Source organism: Bengtsoniella intestinalis (assembly GCF_039719005.1).
Lineage (GTDB): Bacteria > Bacillota > Clostridia > Oscillospirales > Oscillospiraceae > Oscillibacter > Oscillibacter intestinalis.
The window spans coordinates 779,615-801,762 of sequence record NZ_CP133584.1; the positions used below are offsets into that span (position 1 = coordinate 779,615).

Below are 22,148 nucleotides of genomic sequence, written 5' to 3' on the forward strand. Positions count from 1 at the left end.
GCGGTCTCACTCTTGGTGCTTTTAGGCTATTCTTTTGAAAAGGTGGATGGTTACTCACCCAAGTTCCGATACAAGAAGGTCACAATCTGACCTCTAGTGCAATTTGTGTTGGGACTAAATTCTGTGTCGCTGGTGCCGTTGGTGATTCCATTTTCCATAGCCCAGAGGACTGCATTGTAGCAGTAGCTATCGCTATCCACATCGGCGAAGGTGCTGTCAGAGGAGACTTCTGGCTCCCCTGCGGCACGGTAGAGGAAAGTCACAATCTGCCCACGGGTGCAATCTGCGTTGGGGCTGAAGGTGGTATCAGAGGTACCTGCGGTGATGCCCTCAGAGACTGCCCAGAGGACTGCCTCGTAGTAATAAGCGTCACTGCTCACATCGGTGAAAGGATTGACGTAATTCACCACAGGACTGCCGTAGGCCTTCCACAGCAGGGTCACGGCTTGGGCACGGGTACAGGTTGCGTTGGGACTAAAGGTGGTATCGGTGGTGCCGTTGGTGATGTTGTTCTCCACTGCCCACTTCACTGCGTCGTAGTAATACGCATCTACGCTGACGTCGGTAAAGGCAATGGCGGTGTTCTCGCTGACCATGTAGTAGGAGAAATGGCTGGTTTCGAAGGAAATCACACCAGTTTCTGCATCGTAGGTGCAGTCCATCAAGGTGATAGAGCCGTCATCAGCAACGTAGTACAGGGTGATGGGTGCGTTTTCGTTGACAGGGGTGTAGGGGATGGATACGGTGGCGGTGCCGCCGTTGAAGCTGGAGACGGTTTCTCCGCCCACGGAGATGGTTAAGTCAACCACAACGATGTTGTTCAAGTCTGCAGTAATCACGCTAGAAACAACCTCTTGCTCCACCACAACAGCAGAAATCACAACTTCCGTATCGCTAGAGCCAGACACGGCAGCGGCCACAACATCTGTGGCGGTTTCACACAGCTCAATGGTGGCGATTGGGGTCTCCACGGTGATGGTTGCGGTGGATTCGCTTGCCACGGAGGTCAGCACCGTTTCTGGGATGGTAACTTCTGTGGTGTCGTCGGTGGCAACAGCTACGATTTCTGCGGTGACGGTCTCGCCGTTTTCAGTTGCCACGGTTGCTACGATTTCGGTGGCAGTCTCAGTGTCGATGACCACAGTGGTGGTCTCTGCAATCACATCGCCAGAAGCGGTGGTGGTTTCAGCCACGGTCTCCACAGCGGTAGCGGTGTCGGTCACGGTCTCCACGGAGGTGCTTTCGGTCACATCGCCAGTGGTTTCATTGGTGGTAGTCGCCACGGTTTCAGTGACGGTTGCGCCGTCGTCGTTTGTGGTGGTGGTTGCAGTTGCGGTGGTGACGGCGGTTTCACCAGTGGTCTCGTTGGTGGAGGTGGACTCAATTTCTGTGGTCACAGAGCCGTCGTCGTTCTCCACAGAGGTCTCAGTGGTGGTGGTTGCTACCACTTCGCCAGTGGTGCTGTCAGTGGCGGTTTCCACGGTTTCGGTGGTGGTAGAGCCGTCATCATTGGTGGTGGTACTAGTCTCAGTCTCCACGGTCACATTGTCGGAAGTGGTTGTGTCAGTGGAGGTGGTGGTATCAGTGGTGTCGGTGGTGGTAGAACTAGAGGAGCTGCTAGAAGAACTAGACTTGTAAGGTGTGCCAGTCACTTCATCGGATTCCACACTGCCCATTACATTGGTTGCCGTCAGCACGAAGGTATAGGTGGTGCCATTGGTCAAGCTAGAGACGGTGTAGCTGGTGGATGTAAGGTCTGTGATTTGGATTTCAGTCTCACCATCTTGGGTCAAGACAAGGCCAGTCAATGCGCTGTCGCCATCATCCAACGTCCAAGTGATGGTCACATAGCCGTTGCCACGGGAGGTGGAAATGGCGGTGATGGAAGGTGCGGTGCTACCATCAGTAATAAACACAGACTTGGAAATGCTTGTTTCAGCATAATCATTACTGGCTGCTGCTGTTGCTGTAACAGTAACTTCTCCTGCTTTAACACCTGTTAATACAGAATCAGAAAGTGTTGCAACATCTGCTTTGTCAACGGTGTAAGTTACTCCTACTTGGTCACCTGTAATGGAAACATCTAATGTTTCGCCTACTTTTAAAGTGTTAATGGTATTTGCAAACTTTATGTTTTGTAATTCAAGCCACTTTGCATAATAAGTGCCGTTTGCAGAAACTTCAGTTGCAAGAGTAGTGAAATCTGCATTGGTGTACCAATCAACGAAGTCGTAACCATATCTAGTTGGGTCGGCAGTCAAATCGTCGATGTCAACCGCTCCACCATTTAGAACAAACAGTTGGTTGGTTGTTCCAAGTGCTGCTATTTCGGCAGTAATGCTGTCATCAGCCGCACCGACAACGTATACGTTGGCGTCTTCGAAAGACGCTAATTTGGTTGCGTAATCTGACTGCGTTATGCCATCTGTTGTATTCTCAAATGTCATTGTATGACACTCTGCATCGCCGTTAATAACCAATGTTTTTAACTTAGATGCACCATAAAATTCGCCATAACCCATAGTTTGGACATTGGGAATATTAATGACAGTTGTACCACTGTTCAATAATGTATTGTTTGAAAGTGTCAGTGCATGATTTTTAGCATCAAATGTGGCTAAATTTTTATGCTTTTGGAATGCTCTATTTCCGACAAGAATTTCACTGTCACTATCTTGAAAAATAATTGACAACAAATTTTCATCATCTCCATTACTAGACGAATCTCCGTTTAACGCATACTTGCTAATTTCAGATAATGTTAAACCATTTATTTCGTTTGGAATAGTAATGGCTGTATTAGTATCCCATTCGCCTGTAAATTCATCCAAGATAATTGTGTCATTTGTTACATTATAAGTGTATTTGAATAAGTTACCGCTTAAAGTAATTTTGGCATATTTTTGGTCAATCAGTGTAGTTGCAGTAGTAGATGGAATAGCAACTTCTACAGGTTTTTCATTAAATGCTCTAGTTCCAATAGACGTAATACCGTCTGGCAGAATGTAGATGTCATAACTAGAATAGATAAATGCATCATTCCCAACGCTATTAAGTACAGTCAGTTCTGATAAATCTAGGGTTCCTTCATTTTTCAAATTATAGAAACTTCCTTCACCAATTTCTTTTAGTGAAGCTGCCGCAGGTGAAAAATCAATCGTTGCTAATTCAGGGCAATATTTGAATGCGTAATCACCGATTTTCTCAATATTTGCACCCAAAGTAAGTTTTTCAAGTGTTGTGTTTGGGTCATCTTTTGTTCCTGCAAAAGCATAGGCACCAATTTGAGTTACTGTATATGTGACTTCATCATCGGTGTCTTCACCATCGATAACTTCGCCTGGAATTGTTACTTCTGACTCTTGGTCAGCACCTTCAGCATAACCAATCAAAGTAAGTGTTGTGACCTCGGCACTATCGGAATTGAAAGCATATCTAAATGTGTCATTGGTAGGAACTTTTCTACCATCTATCATTACGTTCCAACCACTTTCTTCTGCAAGTTTGAATGCATCGAAATCACTTACATCGAAAGAAGCAAACCATTTTTCACTTGCACCTTTACCTGGAAGAGGTGCTTGCAAATTGGAACCTTTTGCAAAGATTAATGTTTCAATCGTTTCACTGGTGAAACTTGCTATGTTAACCGTTTCCACGCTGGCTGGAATTGTGATTGTTTGCGCAGTTGTATACTGGAATGCGTTTGGACTGATGACTGTTGTTCCAGCCTTTATGCTTACATCAGTTCCAGTTTCACCACATTCATAGAAACGCAAGAAAAGGTCATCATCAGTTTGTTGATAAAGGGCATTGTTTTCGACAAACAAGTCGCCATTAATATTTTTTGTATCAGATGCACCAAATGTGAAATCTGTAAGTTCAGTAGATTGAATGAACGCATATTCACCAATTGCTTGGATATTTTCTGGAATTTCAATACTAGTCGCATTTGTACTTCTTAGTGCGTGCGTACCAATGTATGTAATATCTCCAGATATCTCAATTTGCGTAATTCTTGGCATGATTTGTCCAATATTAGAAAAAGATATGGTGATTATATCCGCGCCGTCAGCATCCTTAATATCTAGTTTCTCTTGTAAAGCCACTGCCCAAGGAATTGTAGCAGGTGTGTAATCTGCCATTGCACCAGTGCCATCGATGGTTAAAGTATAGCCACCGCCATCCACAGGGGTTTCCTTTTCATTGCGTAATGTTACATCTTCATTATTTGGCGTAAGTTTCCAAGTGACACTGCTCTCGTTGTCATCTGCACCACAATTCCCTGACAATGCATCATCATTATTCATTGGTGTAGTCATATCTATCAAACTCTTAACAGTTTCAACATTTTCTAGATTAGTTAAATCTAAACTAGAAACATCTTCAAGGCTTGCAACTTCAAGACGAATTTCTTCTGCTTTTGCAAAAACAGCTAAAACTTCTTCTTCTGAAAGTTCGCTCGTAATTGTATCAACAGATGGTAACGCATCAATGTCAGCTTGAATTTCGTCTAATGCTGTTGCACCTGTGTCATCAGCAATATTTTCATCGCCGCTGCCATAGGTAATAAACCCACAATCACAGGCGATTGCATCTTTTGCTTCTACATAGCTACATTCTTCACTATGCACATGGTCGCAATCTACGCCGTCTACTTGTGCAGTTGCATCTACTGCTTCTTGATATGCACAACCGTCAGCATGAATGGTGTTACCATCTGCATCTGCTACACATTCCATATTACAGTCTACTGCTGCTATCGCTTCTACTGCCTCAACAGCTTCTGTATAACTACAACCATCACCATGTGTATGGTCGCAATCTACACCTGTTACGGCTTCTTGGTATGTACATTCTGCTGTGTGTTCTGTTAATACTGGCGGCAGGCTGTCACCCTCCGTCGCAAAGGCTTGCATTGGCATCATTGAAAATACCATTGCCATTGCCAATACATAAGATATAATCTTATGCTTGCTTTTTTTCAATAATTGACTCATTAAATTTTCCTCCTAATTCATAATAGTTATTGATATTCTTCAATAACCTAACCATTTTATTCCTTTTCAAAACTCAGAATACCCCGCATTTTTTTTGCTAAACTTCTAATCGTTTTGCAATTTCACGCTCCTTCCATTTGTTTCATCATCAAAATACATAAGCAAAAATATCACTTGTTTTTTCACCAATATATTTTGCTATATGCAAAGATTACAGCATTTTTTTGGTGTTGTTGTAATCTGTATCGCATCTAATTTAAATGTTTTCTATCTCTGTGGTATCAGCCAGATAAGAAAAACTTATATTTCTTACGTCTATCCCACATTTCCACAAACCTATTTTCATCATAAGGTCGTACAATATAATCCACAATAATGGAACTGTTGATACCAACAATGGCAATAGGGTAGTTTTCAGAACTATGAATGAACACACCTCTTATTGGATTTGCAAAAAAATCTCCGATATTTTTAATAAGACCAATTACTTCTTCATCTTTATATTTCAAATCACATAAAAACAAATCTATTGCTTTTTCTTCTATTAAACTCGGTGCATTTACTATGGAGTCTGCAATGGTGAAGTTCATATCCTCATCGACTGTTTTTTTCATCATATCAATGACTTTGTCACCATCATCTAAGCCTATCATTAAAATATTCATTCTCTCACCACCTTTTGTATCGTTGATATTTCGTTATCCGACTTTGTTTGTTCTTGCATTTTTAGCCTTAAATCAAAAAGAGTGCGAGCATATATCATTTGCTCCTCATACGCAACTACTTCGGTTGGTTCTTGTTGAAGATTTTCCGTGTAAGATATTTTAATTTCTACTTTTTTAATGCAATTCATCTTTCCACGTTTCCTTTCTTTTTTGATTTACGAATATTGCTATTTTGCAATGCTTTTTCTAAAGCTGTCTACAAATTCATCAAACATAATCTCTCCAGCAAGTCTAGCTTCAATGGCTTCTTCAAGAGTTTTATAAGTTCCCAGTTCATATCGTTTGCCTTTAAAGGTGATACCAACTCGATAGCTTCCATTTTCTCGCATGGATACACCTCGAAAACCACTGGTATTGTTTTTTGCTGTACGTTTCGCAGCTATTCTTTCAATACAAGTACCATCAACAAAATGGATACTGTTTTCAAAATTTTTTCTTCTCACTTCATCTTGTAAACAGCCACAACTTTTTGTTTTTCCACTGGTTAGGCTATTATGACGAACCACAACGGTATTTCCACAATCGCAAGTACATTCCCATAAAGCTTCTGGGTCTGTTCTACAATATTTCTCTACTAGAAGTTTTCCAAACTTCTGACCCACCAAATTAACCTTTGGTTCTGTGCGTGAAAAAACAATTTTATTTGTAATGTATATAATAATACTGTAAAATCCAACAAAAGTCAAGATTTTCCACGATATTTGAATAAATTTACCAATAACTTGTTAATGGGCATAGGCAATAAATAGCTTGCTGTATATCAATATAGAATTATCAAAAGGTGTACCATTTGACAGCTATTTTTTATTTATAAACCTAAATTCTCGAAGTCTACGATAAAAAGTAGCTTCACTCATATCACATTTTCCTAAGACTTCCGACAACGGGAGCCTTTTTTGTTCCCAATCTTTCACAAGTTTTACAAACTCATCGGGAACAATTTTTTCTGGTCTACCAAACTTAACACCTCTTGATTTCGCAGCAGCAATGCCTTCTGCTTGGCGTTTCTTAATATTTTCACGTTCGCTCTGTGCAACGAAAGATAAAATTTGCAGTACAAGGTCGGCAATAAATGTCCCCATAAGGTCTTTACCATTTCTTGTGTCAAGAAGTGGCATATCAATCACGCATATATCAATTCCAATATCCTTGGTAAGCACTCTCCACTGCGATTGTATCTCCTCGTAGTTTCTTCCGAGCCTATCGATGCTTAGAACATATAACAAATCTCCTTTTTTAGTTTTTTCAGCAATTTTTTATATCCTGCACGATTAAAATCCTTTCCGCTTTGTTTATCCATAAACACATTATTTTGTGATACCTCCACATCTTTAAATGCATTCATTTGTCTATCTTCATTTTGGTCTATGCTTGAAACACGTACATATCCGTAAATATTCATCTTAATCCCTCCTATATCTATAATTTTACAGCAAAAAGAGCAGAAGCTTATCGCTCCTGCTCTTTTTAATTTGGGTTGCCTTCTTCATTTTTCATTATTTTCTTAGTTCTCGCAAGCCCATTATATTCTTTGGGTGATATACAACTGTATTTTCTATATTTCTTTCAATTAACAAAACAAGAGCAGAAGCTTATCGCTCCTGCTCTTGTTTTGTGACCGCTTTACTTATTTTCAACTCATCACTTTTGTTGATATAAGAATAAAACAGTATCTATAATGGCTATAGTTCTGACCAATGTAAATTCACCACATATGAGGTGGGGAAGCTGTCGCTATTATTTAACCCCAATAATTGTAGCAAGCAATGCAAACTCCGACACACTCGGATTTTACAGCTTGTTGGGGAGTATCCCCAATCCCCACAAACCCACATCAATTTTGATGTGGGTTTTATACTGTCTTTCAGACAGTGCATCACCTCGCTATGCTCAGTTTTATCGAGAGGTTTTCTCTCTCTTTTGAGTTTGTTCTTGCTCTTTATTTTGGATATTTAATAGGTGATCCACATTGGCTTTTGCATTTGAAATCTCTTGCTGTTCTGTCTTGATATGGTTATACTCTGCATGGATTTTTTTCTTTTTTGCAAAGAGTTCCTTATATTCGTTTTTTAATTCTGCCATTGTAGGTAGCTTAGATAAACCAAGTTCCTTAAAGTGATTTTTCGCCCCTTGGTGGAGCAGTATTTCCGTAATGTTTTCCTCTTTGAATTTAGGAGAATACCCTGACTTCTTATAGTCCTCATAGACGGCTTTTGTTTTTGCAAATTGAATAATATTTTTCTGTAAAATACTGTTTAGGGTCAATCGCTTTTCAGTATCTTTTAACGCTTTAGATAGTACAGAAAACGCACTGTTCACGGCATCAGATTTCACCTTTAAGTCCTCATAATTTAGTAGGTTATTTTCGGTGAGATAGTTCATAGTTTTGGCAAGCTGCTTGATATTAAACGTCTTTGCCCATCGCTCATATCCTACACCTTTTTTTGCTGTGATTGCCGACTGCAAATCTATCAAAAGATTAACCTTTTTATCGTTCCTCCGTGTTTTCTTTTTAGGTGGGGTATGGGTCTTTTTACCGTCAATAACTTCACGGATATAGTCCTCTTGGTACTCGTCACCCAAAGAACGCAAACGAATAAATTTTTTCTGTTCTTTACTCTTAAATGCAAGGTGTTTACCATGTCTGATTTCATAGTCTTTCCTTTGCATTTCCTTTAAAAAATCATCGAAGTTGACAGGTTTATTTGTAATCACTTCATCAATAGTTTGCCTTAATTTATCAGATAGAGTAGGTGGCTTTTCTTCGTCCAACCACTTCCCATAATGCTTTGATTTTTCTTTTGGGTTTTCCACGATAGACAAGCCATATTTAAGGCAAAGCAGATCGCTTATTTTTCTGACTGCACGGGTGGAATTAAAGAAGTTTCGCCACTTCTTTTTACAATCCAAAGATGTAGAGTTCCACCGAATGTGCGTATGAATATGTGCCTTGTCTACATGGGTGCAGACAATAAAAGCATGGTTGCCTTTTGTGATTTTTTCTGCCAATTCATATCCGATTTTATTAGCAAGTTCGGGTGTGATTTCATTTGGTTTAAAGGACTGTCTGACCTCGTACATAATGATATTACTTTTTTGTGTTCTGCCCGTTTTTTGCTCATATAGTTTCTTGGACAAAAGAAACTGACTGTCTACTAAATCAGTATCACACATATAGGTTGTAATGTGTTCACCCTCATTGGTTTTATTAGGATTTTTGGCATAATCTGTACGGTCTTTGATACACTGACCAAGGCTCACACCTCGGTTGTGGTGCATAGGAGTTATGCGTGTTGTTGCTATAAAATCACCTCCGATTTTCTTTTAAATTGATTGTTTTTTTACCTTGATTTTCTGCATAATGAAAAGCAGTGTACGCTCCACCGTAGGACTTAGAGATACAACCAATAACCACATCTGATTGCTGTACCATCCACCTGTTTCTGTGACTGATTGCAAATCGTTGTGGTACAGTTTCAAGTCCTTCTGCATAGATTGTTCCGTCAAAATTCCGCTCTATGTATTCATCTTTCTCTGTGGGCAGATAGGCTAGAACTAGATAGAGTTCCAGTCCCTCAAACTCCTTTTTTGCTTGACGTACCGCACGAGCTGACATACCATCAAAACTGCCATATCCACCTACATAGAATGTTGTAACACCATCTTCTAAAATCGTGTGTTTTACTGCATCATATAGGTCATTAAAAATGATTTCGTTTGTGTTTCTGTGTCCGAAAAAAGTGCATATTGTTTTCATAATCAAATCCTCCTAAAATAAATTATAGTCCTTTTAGGATATAAACTCAATACTTCTTAATACTATTTTAAGACCCATTTGAAATGTAAAATAGTATTAAGGAGGAATGTATTATGGATGTACTTCAAAAAGTAAAATCGCTCATGGAAGAACGTAGTTGGACAGAATACAGATTGGCTAAAAATGCAAACCTTTCTCAATCCACCATTAAAAATATTTTTCAGAGAAATAATGTGCCTACTGTCGCAACCATAGAAAAATTATGCACTGCATTTGGTATAACCTTATCTCAATTTTTTGCCAATGATAATGATTTAGTGTCACTCAATTCCGAAGATATTGAATTGTTACAGAGATGGAGTAAGCTATCTCTTGAGCAAAAAGAAAGTTTTCTGAATATGTTAAAAAGCATATCATAAACCATCATCAAGCAAATGATTTGTAAACTCTCTTAAATAGCCTTTGATGTTACTGACATCTTGGGCTATTTTTTCTATGTCATCAATATAGATATTTCCAGTTTCATTGGCACGCTTACTAAGCTGATTGATGTTATTACCTATGCGTGACAACTCGGTTGTAAGGCTGTTTAAGGGGTTCATATCCACCTCGAGCATATACCCATAGATAGCCATTCTACGAAGATAAGCACCGATATTATCCGTGCCGACCATCGACATTTTTTGAGTAATAACCTCTCGTTCTTTTTCATCTACCATAAAATGCAGATGTATATTCCTTGTTCGTCTTTCCATAACTTCCTCCTGTTGCAATAGAAAAAGCACTAACCGACTTTTAAAGTCAATCAGTGCCTGTATGGGTTGTGTTATTCAGATTTTGTTTGCACTTATCTATTTGTGCGATGTTCTAGGTATGCTCATAGAACAAAACTGCTACGCAGTGGCATCCGTGATTTGAAAATTTCTCCTTCTATTTTACAATAAAGATAGCCGAAAGGCATCTGAATTGTAAAGGAGATAACCACAATGACCCACGAACAAGCCATTGCAAAGCTGGAAGCAGACATCCGCCTGCGGGGGATGAGCGAGCACACGGTGAAGGAGTATTCCTCCAAGGCCAAACGATTTTTGAAACATACGCAAAAACCAATTGAAACTATTTGTGAGCAGGATTTTCGCAATTATCTGGAATTTCTGGATAGAGAAAAAACTCTGGCGCCATCCACCATCAACATCCACAACAGCGCCCTGCGATTTTTCTTTGAAGTGACACTGGAGCAAACCCTCTGCTACCGTCGTTTACCACGAAAGAAAGACCCCATAAAAGTACCTACCGCCTTCACAAGACAGGAAATCCTCTGGTTTTTAGAAGCCATAGATGACGATTTGCGGTACAAGGCCATTTTCTCAGTCCTATATGGCTGTGGTCTACGCCTGTCAGAAGTGCGCCATTTGCGCATCCAAGACATCGACAGCGAGCAAATGCGACTCTTTGTCAACCAAGGCAAGGGGCAAAAAGACCGCTGGGTGCCGTTGGGCCAATCCTCTTTGGTGGATTTGAGAACATATTTCGCCCGTTTTCGCCCCAATCATCCAGAAGGATGGCTGTTTCTCAACACCAAAGGGGACGATTGCATTTCCGAGCGCGCCATTCAAGATGCCTTCAAAAAGTATCACCAACGTGGTCGCATCAAAACCTATGGCACCGTCCACACCCTCCGCCACAGCTATGCCACCCACCAGATGGAGGATGGTGTCAACGTCTTTTTCATTCAGAAAATTCTAGGACACGCTACCCTCTGGACGACCATGCGGTATCTGCGCATTGCCATGACCGATGTGATGAAGACCAAAAGTCCATTGGATAAGCTGATGGAAAAGGAGGAAAAACGGAAAGCCAAGGGCAAAGTGGTGCCGCAAAATGGTTGAGGTACAGGATATTTTCGCCCTGCATGGGGAGGAATTTCGTTAAACCCACAGGTTATCCACCGTCCAGCACAAGGCCATGAATGCCATCCAGAATTGTCGCACCGCAAGGCTGGGCGGACACCTCGACCACTGCCCAGCCTGCGGTACAGACAGGCCGTCGTACAACTCCTGCCGTAACCGTCACTGCCCCAAATGCCAAACCTTGAGCAAGGAAAAGTGGATTGATGCACGGAAAACAGATCTGTTGAATACGGGCTATTTTCATGTGGTATTCACCCTACCTCACGAGTTAAACCCTCATATTTATGCAAATTATAAATGCTAATATAAAAGTGAGCCACCTAGCCCCCTTTCGCTCATGAAAATTTGAGCCACTTGAAATAACCCTGTATACTAGCAGTAAGCTAGGAACGGGGGAAAATAAAGGTGGTAATCACAGTGAACATTTACAAAGAAGTGCGACAATTACGCCAGCAGGGGCGTAGCCAGCGGAGCATTGCAGTCCAACTGGGCATCTCTCGCAATACGGTGAAAAAGTACTGGGAGGGTGAAGCCGTGCCGTGGGTGCGCAAGGAGTATCAGCGCCCAACCAGCGTGCTCACGGAGGGCGTAAAGAACTTCATCCAGCAATGCTTGGATGAGGATGAGGAAAATCGTCTCAAGAAGCAATCTCACACCGCCAAGCGGATCTACGACCGTCTAGTGGAAGAGCAGAGTTTTACAGGTGGCGAATCCACCGTGCGACGCTATGTCCAAGAACTGCGTGGCAGTACGCCTGAGGCCTTCGTGCCACTGGCCTTTGACCCTGGGGATGCAGTGCAAGTGGACTGGGGTGAGGCAACCATTCGGTTGGCTGATGTGAAAACGAAAGTCAATATTTTCTGCGCACGCCTTTGCTACAGCGACGCCCCATTTGTGGTGGCCTACCGCAGACAAAACAGCGAGAGCTTTTTAGAGGCACAGGTGCGCACCTTTGACTACTTCGGCGGCGCGCCACGGCGTGTCATCTTTGACAACGCCAAAATTGCCGTAAAAGACGGATTTGGCGCCCACGCCAAAACGCAGGACAGCTATGCTATGTTGGCAGCGCACTACGGTTTTGAGACTGTATTCTGCAATCCTGCCTCTGGCAATGAAAAAGGGCTAGTAGAGGGTTTGGTAGGCTTCTCACGACGCAATTTCTGCGTGCCACTACCCAAAGTGGACAGCATGGACGAGCTGAACGATTTGCTACAAAAGCGTTGTGAACAGTACCTAAAACACACCATTCGTGGCAAAAACGGCACTGTTAGGGAAGAATTCGAAGTGGAAAAAGCTGCACTCAATCCCTTGCCCATCTACCGTTTTGACCCTGCCAAACGTGCCCACGGGCGAGTAGACCGATTTAGTACCGTGCGCTTCGACACCAATAACTATTCCGTGCCTGTGACCTATTGTGGCAAAGAAGTGACGGTAAAAGCACTGCCTGAACAGGTGGAAATCTACAGCCAAAACAAGCTGATTGCCACCCATCCACGCTGCCTTGGGCACAAGCAAAACGTGTATGATTTACAGCATTACTTGCCGCTTTTGGAACGAAAAGGCCGTGCTATCTTCCAAGCAAAGCCAGTGCGTGACACCGTTCCACCAGTGTTTTTAGCGTGGTTGCAGAAGCAAAATTTGAAGCCAAAACAGATTGTGGAATTGCTATATCGCTGTCTTGATGAGGGGTTTGACACCGTGATGCAAGGCGTCTCCGTGGTCACGCCACCGCCCCCTAAAATTGCAGACACTGTGGTTGTCCAAAACGTGAATTTGGCAGGCTATGACGTTCTTTTTGGAGGTGTGAGAGTATGAATGTGACGGAGGAACAGGTGAAATTATACGCAAAGCAGCTGCGTCTGCCTATGTTTGCTGACTACCAGCAAGTGCTCAGACAGGTGGATTCCAGTGCCACTTTTGCTGATTTACTATTGGAATTGATGCAGGCCGAATTGGCTTCTAGGCAAGAAAATCAAATGAAAAAGCGGCTTAAAGCGGCAAATTTTCCGTATTTGAAAACATTGGACGAGTTTGATATGACCCAACTCAACGAAGCGGTTTCGCCAATATTTTTGCAGGAACTAGCCTCCTGTGATTTTGTGAACAGACGGCAAAACGTGGTGATGATTGGCAATCCCGGCCGAGGCAAGACCCACTTGTCCATTGCACTGGGGCTGAAGGCCTGCTACGCGGGCCACAGCGTTCTGTTTAAGAACGCCGCAACACTCTCTACGGAGCTGTGTGAGGCCCGAGACAACTACTCTTTGGGCAAGTTGGAGCGCAATCTAGCCCGTGCTGATTTGCTCATCTTGGACGAGCTGAGTTACCTCAGCTTTAACCGCCACCAATCTGAACTGCTGTTTAAAGTCATCTCTGACCGTAGCGAGAAACGCAGTACCATTGTGACAACGAATCTGCCGTTCTCCAGATGGCCAGAGCTATTTGAAAACACCACCATGGTGGCGGCTCTCATTGACAGGCTGACCTTCCAGTCCCATGTGCTTGATATGAATGGTGATTCTTTTCGTTTGAAGCAGACCCTGGCAATGGCTGAATATTCGTGAGCGAGTGGCTCACTTTTTCATGAGCGCAAGTGGCTCACTTTTTCATGAGCGAGCGGCTCACTTTTTGGTTGACGTTTATACAAATCAAAGGCAGTGCTACAACCTGTTATTTCGCTGCGTAGCCCAGACTTTGCAGGAGTTGTCACGGGATAAAAAGTATTTGGGCGCAGAAATCGGACTGACGGCTGTGCTCCACACTTGGGGGCAAAATCTCAGCTTTCACCCCCACATCCACTGTATTGTTCCAGCTGGTGGGCTGAGCAAAACAGGACATTGGCAGGCCTCACGGCAGAAATTTTTTCTGCCTGTGAAGGTTCTTTCTCGGAAATTTAGAGGAAAGTTTCTGGCACTTTTGAAGCAGGAATTTACCGATATTGACCAGAATTTATTGAATACTTGCTACCAAAAGGAGTGGGTGGTGTACTGCAAGCCACCCTTCAAAACGGCGGCCAGTGTGGTGGAATATCTCGGAAGATACACCCACCGTGTGGCCATTTCCAACCACCGTATTTTGAAGCTAGAGGACGGCAATGTGACCTTCAAATGGCGAGATTACAAGGATGGCAGCCGTTGGAAAACCATGACTTTGACCGCCATGGAGTTCATCCGCCGACTGCTGATGCACGTTTTGCCTCAGGGGTTTATGAAAATTCGCCACTTTGGATTTTTATCCAGTCGTGGCAAGCAGATGAAATTGAAGCGTTGCCAACAGCTGACCCATACCAAAAACCTGCCAAAAAGGCGGAGCACCATGGAGATTTTAGCGAAAATCTTGGGCAGAAAACCCAGTCAATGCCCCTGCTGTGGTTTTGATGGCCTACAACAACTGGGGCTGTCGCCACCATAAATCCAGCAATTGAACAGCTAAAAAAAGTCTGCTTCAGGGCAGGCTAGCTTTGCTATAGCTATTTTGCGGAATTTAGCGTGATTTTTGACGTTAACATCCTATTGTCTGCCATTTTCAAGCGATGGAAGTTCTAATTTTATGAAAAGAGAACGGATGCTTTCCCCATAGCCACCAGCAATCCTACCGCAGTTTCGTTCAATGACAGTTATCCAACCATGGGCGATGTAGCGCAAGCTATACCGCCCATCTTTTTGCGCCCATGCTCGGATAACTTGCTACTCATTTTGCACGATATTTCTTATATGCTTGAAATACAAACATTACTTGCAATAATGTTACAATCACAGAAATTACAAGCATAAGCATATTAGCTGTGAGTGGTTTAAAATACCAACTCCATTTTTCTGTTTGAAACTGCTGTATGCACAAGTAAGAGGATATACAACTTATGATATTTCCTAAAAAAACCATTGCATATTGCTTTGTTTTTATAGCTCCAAAACATAATAGTGCAAACCCAATAATCATCACTAAATAAAACCACATATTCCACCAAAGAACATCGCCAATCATAGCCAAAAAAGCAAAAGGTATACTATATCCAATAAGTAAAAGTATGCTGATAATCCATTTATTCGTCATGTTTTTTATTACCTTTCATTATATAAATTTCATGTATCCATTACGCTCATTCTGTTTATTTATTTCTATAGTCATAAACATCTGTTGTAATATCTAACACTATACCATTTATCTCAACCGTTGTATCATCTATCCATTCAACAGTAGCTTGTTCACATTTATACTGCCAATAAATGTTTTTTTCTTTTCCTGTTTCGTTATTTTTAAGAGTACCTAATACTGCATAAGATGTTGTAGCTCCACCATTGTTAAGATACATTGATAAGCTATATGTTCCATCAAGAGATTCGCTTACACCAAGTATTTCTTGACCTTCAATATTTTGTATTGTAAAAAATGCACTGTAAATTCCAAACCCAAGCAAACCTATAACGGTTATAAGAATCACTAATACTATCTTGAATTTTTTCATATAACTCCTCCTCAAACTAATATAAATTGCACGTCATAAACCGTGGTTTCTCTCTTTCGAGGTTAGCCAAATAACCTCTGTCTACATCTAATATGCTACAATTAGCATATCTCGTAATCTTCGCTATCATCAGCTTCACCTGTGGTGCAAGTAAAGCACATATATGTACCTGTGATGCCACTGCCTGCCGCCCAAATAGGACTGCCACAAATCATACACTTTGCACCATTTTGTTTTGCCTTCAGTGCATCGGTTAAAGCACGAATAAGGTCAGCCTTTTGATACTGATTGGGATTGTTTTTTATTGTAGCAGTTGCAAATTTTTCTATGCTGATGTTTACCATTTTAAGTTCTCCTAAATTTCTCTTAATCGTATGGTCAGTCCGTCCACACCGTCTAAGATAAGGTGGGCAATGGCAAAGATGCCAAATTCACTAAAAACAAAACAGATAGCATATCCAATTAGTATTGATGGAAAATGCACTTCGCCCATAACAAGCAGTATTGTGAAAATTACAGCCAGTAGCATACTTAGCATATTTAACAGCGTACCACTGATAATAGTGAGCAGTCGCAGTATAGCCGATATAAAAGACAATACCATTATAACAGGAAACATCGCAACTTTCAGTAAAATTCTCAGTAAATTTAACATCTTTTTATCCTCCTAATCGTTTTATATATTACTTCTCAAGTATACTATATCACATTAAAGTGTTAAAGTAAATCTTTTTCGTACATTTACAAAAAGAAAAATGGGGAATGATAACATAAGTCCTCATTCCCCAAAATTCAAGTCTGTTATCTCTCTGGTACAGCCTTTTGAACTGATTGCCCGATAACAACAGGCTCTTGCCCAATGGATTTTAAAGCCTTTAATACAGAGGATTTTTCTTGTGATTGCTCTGTCATTTCATCATCTACAATTTCTTCCTCCTGTTCTTGTTCATTATCCAGTTCAGTATTGAGTTCTAAAAGCCTTTGGCTTTTGGTGATATATTCTTCTTCTTTTGGGAAAGGGGTATCGGCTTCAAACCTTGCTGCTTCCATTTCACCGTTTAACTGGTGCAATCTCTCGGTTAAATCTTCTACACGTTTTGGGATACTTTCAAGAGCATTGTTAATACGGGTGATGTTACCTGTGATGTTATTTTCCAATTCTGCTCTGTGGGTGAGGGTGTTTTTCATTGCAACAACAAATTTACCGCTGTCAATAGACATCACCATAGGAAAGCCACGGTACTCGCCAAACTCTAGTTTATCCTCTGGACTTGCAATACTCTTGCACACCTCTATAATCGCCTCACCTGCCTCCTTTTTATCCGTATAGACTTTATCCTTAATCTTGATAGTAAAGGCATCTTCGCTTACTGGGTGAGCCTGTACAGCCTTATTATCTACCAGTAGTCCGTCAATACGTTCTTCTGTCTTTTTGATTTCGATAGGATAAAACTTGATGGATTTATCCTCCATTTCATAACGGATACTATTATGGTTTGTACGCATGAGTTTCAGCTTTGCAACTTGAATGTCTAAGTCCATTTTTTCCTTAAATCTTGGATCACCTGTGGCTAAAGCCTTGACCTCAGCATAGGAAAGTGCCGTTGCGTCCACGTCATCGGCAGAACGTGCGGGAGATTTACTGGTAAATATCTGACCGAATACGGATAGGTAAAACTTTGATATAATATAATGGACCCTAGAAACCAAACCAGCACTCGAAAAATTATCGTGAACGTGATACAATATCAAAAACGATAAACGAGAGGAGAACATATCATGCCACGAAGCAGTTACAGCGCCGAATATAAGGCCAAGATCGTCCTAGAAGTCCTCCAGGGTGAGAAGGAATTAAACGTTATCGCTGCCGAGCAGGGGGTTAATCCCAACATGATTCGCAACTGGAAGAAGGAATTTATATCCAATGCCAGTCAGGTTTTCGATGAGAAAAAGCAGGTCAAAGAAGCACATCGGAAGGAGGTTGCCCTGAAAAAAGAGAAGGAGCAGATGCTCCGCACCATCGGCCAATTGACACTGGAGCGAGACTTTATTCAGGGTGCCTTTCGGGACTGCGGCATCCCCGTCCCCAAGTTCCCTCAGGACTGACGCAGACCTGTCCATCCGCCGTCAATGTGAGCTGCTGGGTCTGCCCCGAGGGCAGGTCTACTACCAGCCTGTGGAGGTCGACCAGGAGGCCAAGCGCTGGCGGGAGCACATCATGGCACGCATCGACTACTGGCACACCCAAATGCCCTACATCGGCTCTCGAAAGCTGGTGACCAAGCTGGCCACCGACCAGATTTTTGTGGGTCGCAAGCTGGTTAGGCGACTGATGTGCGAGATGGGAATTCATGCTCTCTATCCCAAGGCAAATCTCTCAAAACGCAACTTTAAAGAGTCTATCGTACCATATTTGCTGAGAAATAAGGTTGTCTCGTTCCCGAATCAAGTGTGGTCAATCGACATCACTTACATCAAAATGCACCACGGGCACATGTATTTGACGGCGATTATCGACTGGTATAGCCGTCTGATTGTGGGCTGGAGTCTGTCCGATACGCTGGACACAGATAACGTCATCGCCGCTGTCCAGCGCGCAATTTCTAGCCACGGCACCCCCGCTTTTCTCAATTCTGACCAAGGATGTCAGTTCACAAGCTCCCAATATAAGGGGTTTTTGAAGGCAAATCACATTGTCCAAAGCATGGATGGTAAGTCCCGTTGGGCGGATAATATCATGATTGAGCGGTGGTTCCGTAGCCTGAAAACCGAGGAAATTTACCTCAACGAGTATCAAAATCCTAGGGTATTGCGCCGTGGAATTGGAAATTATATCAAGCAGTACAACACCTTCAGACCCCATCAAGCACTGGGAAATCAGACTCCAGAGGCCGTGTATGGGGCAGCCTTCACAACGCCAACCAACCACCTTGACAGTCTGGCACAGGCTGGTTGAGGACTGGTGGCGACGGGAGGTCGTGGGTTGTAGGCGGAGGCCGTTCCCCTCGCCTTTCCCATTGTACCAGCCTGACCCAGTCGGTCAAGGCAACCCTTCGGGCGGCTACCCTGGAGGTAACCACAACCAGGCTTGGCTCAGGAAGCAAAATAGGTTGTTGTGTTCACGATAAATTTTGAGGAAGTGGTCTTGACAGGGGGACCATTATATAATCTCCATCTTTTCCCCCCGTTCACACCGTGCATGCGACTTTCACCGCACACGGCGTTCCATCGATTATTATGTTGTTTTAGTTAAAGTAAACTTACACTCTTTCGAGCAACGATTAAATTACAATTTCAAAAAGGTCGGCTTCTTTTCGCAAATTGTTTAGTTTTTGTAACTGAATATTTGTTAATTGCAGTTGTGTTAGGCAGTTTTGAATGGTCTCTTTTGTAGTTGCATGTATTAATTTATGGACTATATGATGAACGATAGCAAGGTTTCTGTATTTGTCTGTTCCACCTAAGTGTTTAGGTTTCTTGTGGTGGCAATGAATTTCCTTTAGTTCTAGCATTTTACCACTCACACTACATTTTCCATGTTGTGCTGAATATAATGAAAGTCTATTATCCATATACTCAACACTTCTATTCCCGTCATTCGCCCTCATTAAAGCGTGCAATATTTTTGTATTGATTTGCAGTTTTTTATGAATTTCTTCTCTTCCGTCAGGGGTATATTTGTTAATTGACCTCTTTTTCCACATTGGATTTTTATGTTGCACATAACCGACAGGTATTAAAGGCTTGTCTCCTACAAATCTAATCTGTGCACTTTTCCCGTATTGACTTTTAATATATCGAAATCCATATAAATCACCTTGTTTGGTAATTCTTTTCCTAAGCCTATTTTTGTGTACTGCAATCATTACACGAGATATTTCTGCACAATCCAAATTTATATGTGTAGCAATTTTATAATAATTATGCAAGCCAGATACTGAAGCATTGTAGAGATTTACAAACATCGCTTCTTCAGAATTATCTTTGGCATGTGACATCCTAATAACCAAAGTTTTAAGCCTATCCCTACTTTTATTTATTGCTTTATCACACATGTGTGACTTAACTACATAAGAATTACCTTTTTCTACTGCCTTGAGTTTAAACCCTAAAAATTCCGAATAACAATTTTTCAAATTGACAACTTTTGATTTTTCTTCGCTAATTTCAAGCTTGAGCCTTTCGGCAAGCCATGTTTTTACAGCAAAGAAAGTTTTGTTTGCATCGTTTTTGTTGCGACAGAAAATCTTAAAGTCATCAGCATACCTTACAATATGCATCTCTTTTAACTTTCCACGTCTAAAAGCACGATAAGCGTTACCACGATTCATAACCCCTTTATTATTGGGATAATCTGGTACTGTATGTGCAGGCATCTTTTCCCATTGACTAGCTACCCACCAATCCAATTCATTTAAGACAATGTTGGATAGTAGCGGTGATAACAGTCCACCCTGTGGTGTCCCCATCGTAGGGTAAATCACTTTACCACTTGGCAATTTAATAGGTGCTTTCAGCATTTCTTTCACGATACAAAGCAACTTTTTATCTCTAATTCCCATTTGCCACATTTGCTTAATGAGCTTTGCATGGTTAACATTATCAAAGAAGCCTTTAATATCTACATCTACAACAAAATGAAGGTTATTCTTTTGTATCATGACATAGCTTTGTGCAATAGCATGTTCGGCTCCTCGATTAGGTCTAAATCCATTGCTTCGTTCATGAAACTTAGCTTCGCATATTGGTTCAAGTACTTGTAACAAACATTGTTGTACAATTCTATCCCACATGGCGGGTATGCCTAGTGGTCTAGTTTTACCATTCGGTTTTGGAATTTCTACACGTCTAACTGCTTTAGGTCTATAACACTCAAATTTCTTTCTTATGATTTCAATAAACTTTTCCTCATCAATTTTTTCAATGTCTTTGATGGTCATTTTATCTACCCCATAAGTATTACTACCACTGTTACGTTTAATATTTCGATATGCCAATAGTATGTTTTCTTTACTGGTTACAATTGGTATTAATTTGGAGAAAACTTTATTTTGCTTGCTATCTGCATACAATTTATCAAACGTTCCTTGTAAATCATAATATTCTATATGCCGTATTTTCTTGTGTTTTCGTTGCTTCTCTTGTGTCACAGGCATCATCTCCTTTCAGATTTGATTTTCTTTGTCATACTCGAAGCTGTGAATGTTTACTTTTCTATTCTTAAATCATAATAATCGACTAATGGCTGTTCCTCCATTCTCATTACAAGAACTTCTCAGGTCGTGCCATCACTCTCGCAAAGGGTTCACATACTTATGAATTCATATGTTGACTTTTCAAATTTTGGGAAAAGCCCCTTTACTTTCCACGTTTCAATCATCTTATCTCTGCATATACCCTTAGGTGCTTACTTTTAGCACAACTATTTCAGATTTCAAAAAAGAAGCTCGTCGTCGAGCAGGAGTTACTCGGGATACATATTCTAGCATGACGGATAACTTAGCCATCATCAGCGAACAGGATGACGATATTGCCGAATGGACGGATGAATTGAGCAAAATTGAGTCTAAGCTGAGTGGCGGAGACGTGCGTGAGAAAGTACGTGTTATAAATAGTGAGATTAAGCGTTGTGATGAAATCATTCGTAAGGCTCGCACGGAGCGTGACCAGAAATTCAGTCAGCGTGGCAGACTAGAAAGTGATTTAGAACGTGCAGATACTGAACGGCGCAATTTAACCTTGCTAGATGACAAAAATAAAAAAATAGAAATATATAAAGCTTATGCTGAACGTGTCTATGCTGAACTCAAAGAGTCCTACGATACAAACGAAACAGAAATTCGGAAAAGACTTGAAAAAACTATTAATGATATTTTCATTCAAATTTATGAGGGTGGACTTTATTTGACCATCGATGAAAAATATCGAATTTCCGTTGCCGTTACTGATTATGATGGAGATGTTGAAACATCTACGGCTCAAAGCATTTCTGTTATCTTTGCATTTATTACTGCTATTATTAAGATGGCAAGAGAAAATCAAGCTGCTACCGATGAAAATGCAAAGCTACTCTCATCAGAACCATATCCTCTTGTAATGGATGCCCCTCTCTCAGCATTTGATAAACGCAGAATTAAAACAGTATGTGAAGCACTGCCTAGCACAGCTGAACAAGTAATAATTTTCATTAAAGACACAGACGGTGAACTAGCTGAAGGCTATATGGGTGATAAAATTGGTAGTAGATATTCTTTCGATAAAAAGAATGAATTCGAAACAGCATTAGTGTAGGAG

General features: G+C 41.4%; 21 protein-coding genes and 2 pseudogenes. 9 read left to right on the forward strand and 14 right to left on the reverse strand.

Going from position 1 to position 22,148, the window contains the following annotated elements; translation table 11 throughout:
• Positions 1-50: 50 nt before the first annotated feature.
• From RFF05_RS03860 to RFF05_RS03890, 7 genes and pseudogenes are all read right to left on the reverse strand, one after another.
• A complete protein-coding gene (locus RFF05_RS03860; RefSeq protein ID WP_409969098.1) occupies positions 51-4,997 on the reverse strand; it encodes an S-layer homology domain-containing protein in 4,947 nt (1,648 codons plus the stop codon).
• A gap of 281 nt (positions 4,998-5,278) precedes the next feature.
• Entirely contained in the window at positions 5,279-5,662 is a 384-nt protein-coding gene (locus RFF05_RS03865; RefSeq protein ID WP_409969099.1) for a hypothetical protein, read from the reverse strand.
• Positions 5,659-5,850 carry a hypothetical protein gene (locus tag RFF05_RS03870; RefSeq protein WP_409969100.1) on the reverse strand — a complete coding sequence of 64 codons (192 nt, stop codon included), beginning with the start codon at positions 5,848-5,850 and terminating at the stop codon, positions 5,659-5,661. Before RFF05_RS03870 ends, RFF05_RS03865 begins: the two co-directional genes overlap by 4 nt.
• Positions 5,851-5,889: 39 nt before the next feature.
• Positions 5,890-6,408, reverse strand: coding sequence for a hypothetical protein (locus tag RFF05_RS03875; RefSeq protein WP_409969101.1), 519 nt, complete (start codon positions 6,406-6,408; stop codon positions 5,890-5,892).
• 111 nt (positions 6,409-6,519) lie between these two features.
• Positions 6,520-7,124 (reverse strand): annotated as a pseudogene (locus tag RFF05_RS03880) (recombinase family protein).
• Between the two features lie 494 nt (positions 7,125-7,618).
• Entirely contained in the window at positions 7,619-9,001 is a 1,383-nt protein-coding gene (locus RFF05_RS03885; protein WP_409969102.1) for a relaxase/mobilization nuclease domain-containing protein, read from the reverse strand.
• A gap of 28 nt (positions 9,002-9,029) precedes the next feature.
• Positions 9,030-9,479: a hypothetical protein gene (locus RFF05_RS03890; protein WP_409969103.1), complete on the reverse strand. Its 450-nt coding sequence runs from the start codon at positions 9,477-9,479 to the stop codon at positions 9,030-9,032.
• A gap of 113 nt (positions 9,480-9,592) precedes the next feature.
• On the opposite strand from RFF05_RS03890, the gene RFF05_RS03895 reads away from it, so the two are divergent.
• The gene (locus tag RFF05_RS03895; RefSeq protein ID WP_409969104.1) at positions 9,593-9,898 is read left to right on the forward strand and encodes a helix-turn-helix domain-containing protein; all 306 of its coding nucleotides are present in this window, start codon (positions 9,593-9,595) and stop codon (positions 9,896-9,898) included.
• Here RFF05_RS03895 and RFF05_RS03900 read toward each other — a convergent pair.
• Positions 9,893-10,234, reverse strand: coding sequence for a plasmid mobilization protein (locus RFF05_RS03900; RefSeq protein WP_409969105.1), 342 nt, complete (start codon positions 10,232-10,234; stop codon positions 9,893-9,895). The two genes, RFF05_RS03895 and RFF05_RS03900, sit on opposite strands and share 6 nt — an antisense overlap.
• Before the next feature lie 231 nt (positions 10,235-10,465).
• Here RFF05_RS03900 and RFF05_RS03905 point away from each other — a divergent pair, with 231 nt between their 5' ends.
• From RFF05_RS03905 to RFF05_RS03925, 5 genes and pseudogenes are all read left to right on the forward strand, one after another.
• Positions 10,466-11,368, forward strand: coding sequence for a tyrosine-type recombinase/integrase (locus RFF05_RS03905; protein WP_409969106.1), 903 nt, complete (start codon positions 10,466-10,468; stop codon positions 11,366-11,368).
• Positions 11,361-11,687 (forward strand): annotated as a pseudogene (locus RFF05_RS03910) (transposase zinc-binding domain-containing protein); the annotation flags it as partial. The gene RFF05_RS03905 and the pseudogene RFF05_RS03910, both read left to right, overlap by 8 nt.
• 119 nt (positions 11,688-11,806) lie before the next feature.
• Complete coding sequence (istA, locus tag RFF05_RS03915; RefSeq protein WP_409967180.1) at positions 11,807-13,204, forward strand: IS21 family transposase; 1,398 nt, start codon at positions 11,807-11,809, stop codon at positions 13,202-13,204.
• On the forward strand, positions 13,201-13,953 hold the full coding sequence (gene istB / locus RFF05_RS03920; protein ID WP_409967179.1) for an IS21-like element helper ATPase IstB: 753 nt from the start codon (positions 13,201-13,203) through the stop codon (positions 13,951-13,953). The genes istA and istB overlap by 4 nt, the downstream gene beginning before the upstream one ends.
• A gap of 160 nt (positions 13,954-14,113) precedes the next feature.
• Positions 14,114-14,800, forward strand: coding sequence for a transposase (locus RFF05_RS03925; RefSeq protein WP_409969107.1), 687 nt, complete (start codon positions 14,114-14,116; stop codon positions 14,798-14,800).
• 279 nt (positions 14,801-15,079) lie between these two features.
• Here the strand turns inward: RFF05_RS03925 and RFF05_RS03930 are convergent, their stop codons facing one another.
• The 5 genes from RFF05_RS03930 to RFF05_RS03950 form a co-directional block, all read right to left on the reverse strand.
• Positions 15,080-15,442, reverse strand: a complete 363-nt coding sequence (locus RFF05_RS03930; RefSeq protein ID WP_409969108.1) for a hypothetical protein — start codon at positions 15,440-15,442, stop codon at positions 15,080-15,082.
• A gap of 55 nt (positions 15,443-15,497) precedes the next feature.
• On the reverse strand, positions 15,498-15,854 hold the full coding sequence (locus tag RFF05_RS03935; protein ID WP_409969109.1) for a DUF5412 domain-containing protein: 357 nt from the start codon (positions 15,852-15,854) through the stop codon (positions 15,498-15,500).
• A 101-nt stretch (positions 15,855-15,955) separates the two neighbouring features.
• The gene (locus tag RFF05_RS03940; protein WP_409969110.1) at positions 15,956-16,198 is read right to left on the reverse strand and encodes a hypothetical protein; all 243 of its coding nucleotides are present in this window, start codon (positions 16,196-16,198) and stop codon (positions 15,956-15,958) included.
• A gap of 11 nt (positions 16,199-16,209) precedes the next feature.
• Positions 16,210-16,509: a hypothetical protein gene (locus tag RFF05_RS03945; protein WP_409969111.1), complete on the reverse strand. Its 300-nt coding sequence runs from the start codon at positions 16,507-16,509 to the stop codon at positions 16,210-16,212.
• A 146-nt stretch (positions 16,510-16,655) separates the two neighbouring features.
• Positions 16,656-17,468, reverse strand: coding sequence for a hypothetical protein (locus RFF05_RS03950; RefSeq protein ID WP_409969112.1), 813 nt, complete (start codon positions 17,466-17,468; stop codon positions 16,656-16,658).
• Positions 17,469-17,633: 165 nt separating this feature from the next.
• Here RFF05_RS03950 and RFF05_RS03955 point away from each other — a divergent pair, with 165 nt between their 5' ends.
• Positions 17,634-17,960, forward strand: a complete 327-nt coding sequence (locus tag RFF05_RS03955; protein ID WP_409967432.1) for a transposase — start codon at positions 17,634-17,636, stop codon at positions 17,958-17,960.
• The gene (locus tag RFF05_RS03960; protein WP_409967433.1) at positions 17,911-18,810 is read left to right on the forward strand and encodes an IS3 family transposase; all 900 of its coding nucleotides are present in this window, start codon (positions 17,911-17,913) and stop codon (positions 18,808-18,810) included. The genes RFF05_RS03955 and RFF05_RS03960 overlap by 50 nt, the downstream gene beginning before the upstream one ends.
• A 325-nt stretch (positions 18,811-19,135) precedes the next feature.
• Here RFF05_RS03960 and ltrA read toward each other — a convergent pair whose 3' ends face one another.
• Entirely contained in the window at positions 19,136-21,010 is a 1,875-nt protein-coding gene (gene ltrA / locus RFF05_RS03965; RefSeq protein ID WP_409970074.1) for a group II intron reverse transcriptase/maturase, read from the reverse strand.
• Positions 21,011-21,341: 331 nt separating this feature from the next.
• Between ltrA and RFF05_RS03970 the strand changes: the two genes are divergently transcribed.
• Positions 21,342-22,145: a hypothetical protein gene (locus RFF05_RS03970; RefSeq protein WP_409969113.1), complete on the forward strand. Its 804-nt coding sequence runs from the start codon at positions 21,342-21,344 to the stop codon at positions 22,143-22,145.
• Positions 22,146-22,148 lie beyond the last annotated feature (3 nt).

Bases quoted from the DNA above. Each gene is read 5' to 3' on its own strand.
- RFF05_RS03890 (WP_409969103.1), bottom strand. From the start codon at position 9,479: ATGAAAACAATATGCACTTTTTTCGGACACAGAAACACAAACGAAATC.
- RFF05_RS03935 (WP_409969109.1), bottom strand. From the start codon at position 15,854: ATGAAAAAATTCAAGATAGTATTAGTGATTCTTATAACCGTTATAGGT.
- RFF05_RS03865 (WP_409969099.1), bottom strand. From the start codon at position 5,662: ATGAATATTTTAATGATAGGCTTAGATGATGGTGACAAAGTCATTGAT.
- RFF05_RS03970 (WP_409969113.1), top strand. From the start codon at position 21,342: ATGACGGATAACTTAGCCATCATCAGCGAACAGGATGACGATATTGCC.
- RFF05_RS03930 (WP_409969108.1), bottom strand. From the start codon at position 15,442: ATGACGAATAAATGGATTATCAGCATACTTTTACTTATTGGATATAGT.
- RFF05_RS03870 (WP_409969100.1), bottom strand. From the start codon at position 5,850: ATGAATTGCATTAAAAAAGTAGAAATTAAAATATCTTACACGGAAAAT.
- RFF05_RS03900 (WP_409969105.1), bottom strand. From the start codon at position 10,234: ATGGAAAGACGAACAAGGAATATACATCTGCATTTTATGGTAGATGAA.
- RFF05_RS03905 (WP_409969106.1), top strand. From the start codon at position 10,466: ATGACCCACGAACAAGCCATTGCAAAGCTGGAAGCAGACATCCGCCTG.
- ltrA (WP_409970074.1), bottom strand. From the start codon at position 21,010: ATGCCTGTGACACAAGAGAAGCAACGAAAACACAAGAAAATACGGCAT.
- RFF05_RS03945 (WP_409969111.1), bottom strand. From the start codon at position 16,509: ATGTTAAATTTACTGAGAATTTTACTGAAAGTTGCGATGTTTCCTGTT.
- RFF05_RS03895 (WP_409969104.1), top strand. From the start codon at position 9,593: ATGGATGTACTTCAAAAAGTAAAATCGCTCATGGAAGAACGTAGTTGG.
- istB (WP_409967179.1), top strand. From the start codon at position 13,201: ATGAATGTGACGGAGGAACAGGTGAAATTATACGCAAAGCAGCTGCGT.
- RFF05_RS03860 (WP_409969098.1), bottom strand. From the start codon at position 4,997: ATGAGTCAATTATTGAAAAAAAGCAAGCATAAGATTATATCTTATGTA.
- RFF05_RS03885 (WP_409969102.1), bottom strand. From the start codon at position 9,001: ATGCACCACAACCGAGGTGTGAGCCTTGGTCAGTGTATCAAAGACCGT.
- RFF05_RS03940 (WP_409969110.1), bottom strand. From the start codon at position 16,198: ATGGTAAACATCAGCATAGAAAAATTTGCAACTGCTACAATAAAAAAC.
- RFF05_RS03955 (WP_409967432.1), top strand. From the start codon at position 17,634: ATGCCACGAAGCAGTTACAGCGCCGAATATAAGGCCAAGATCGTCCTA.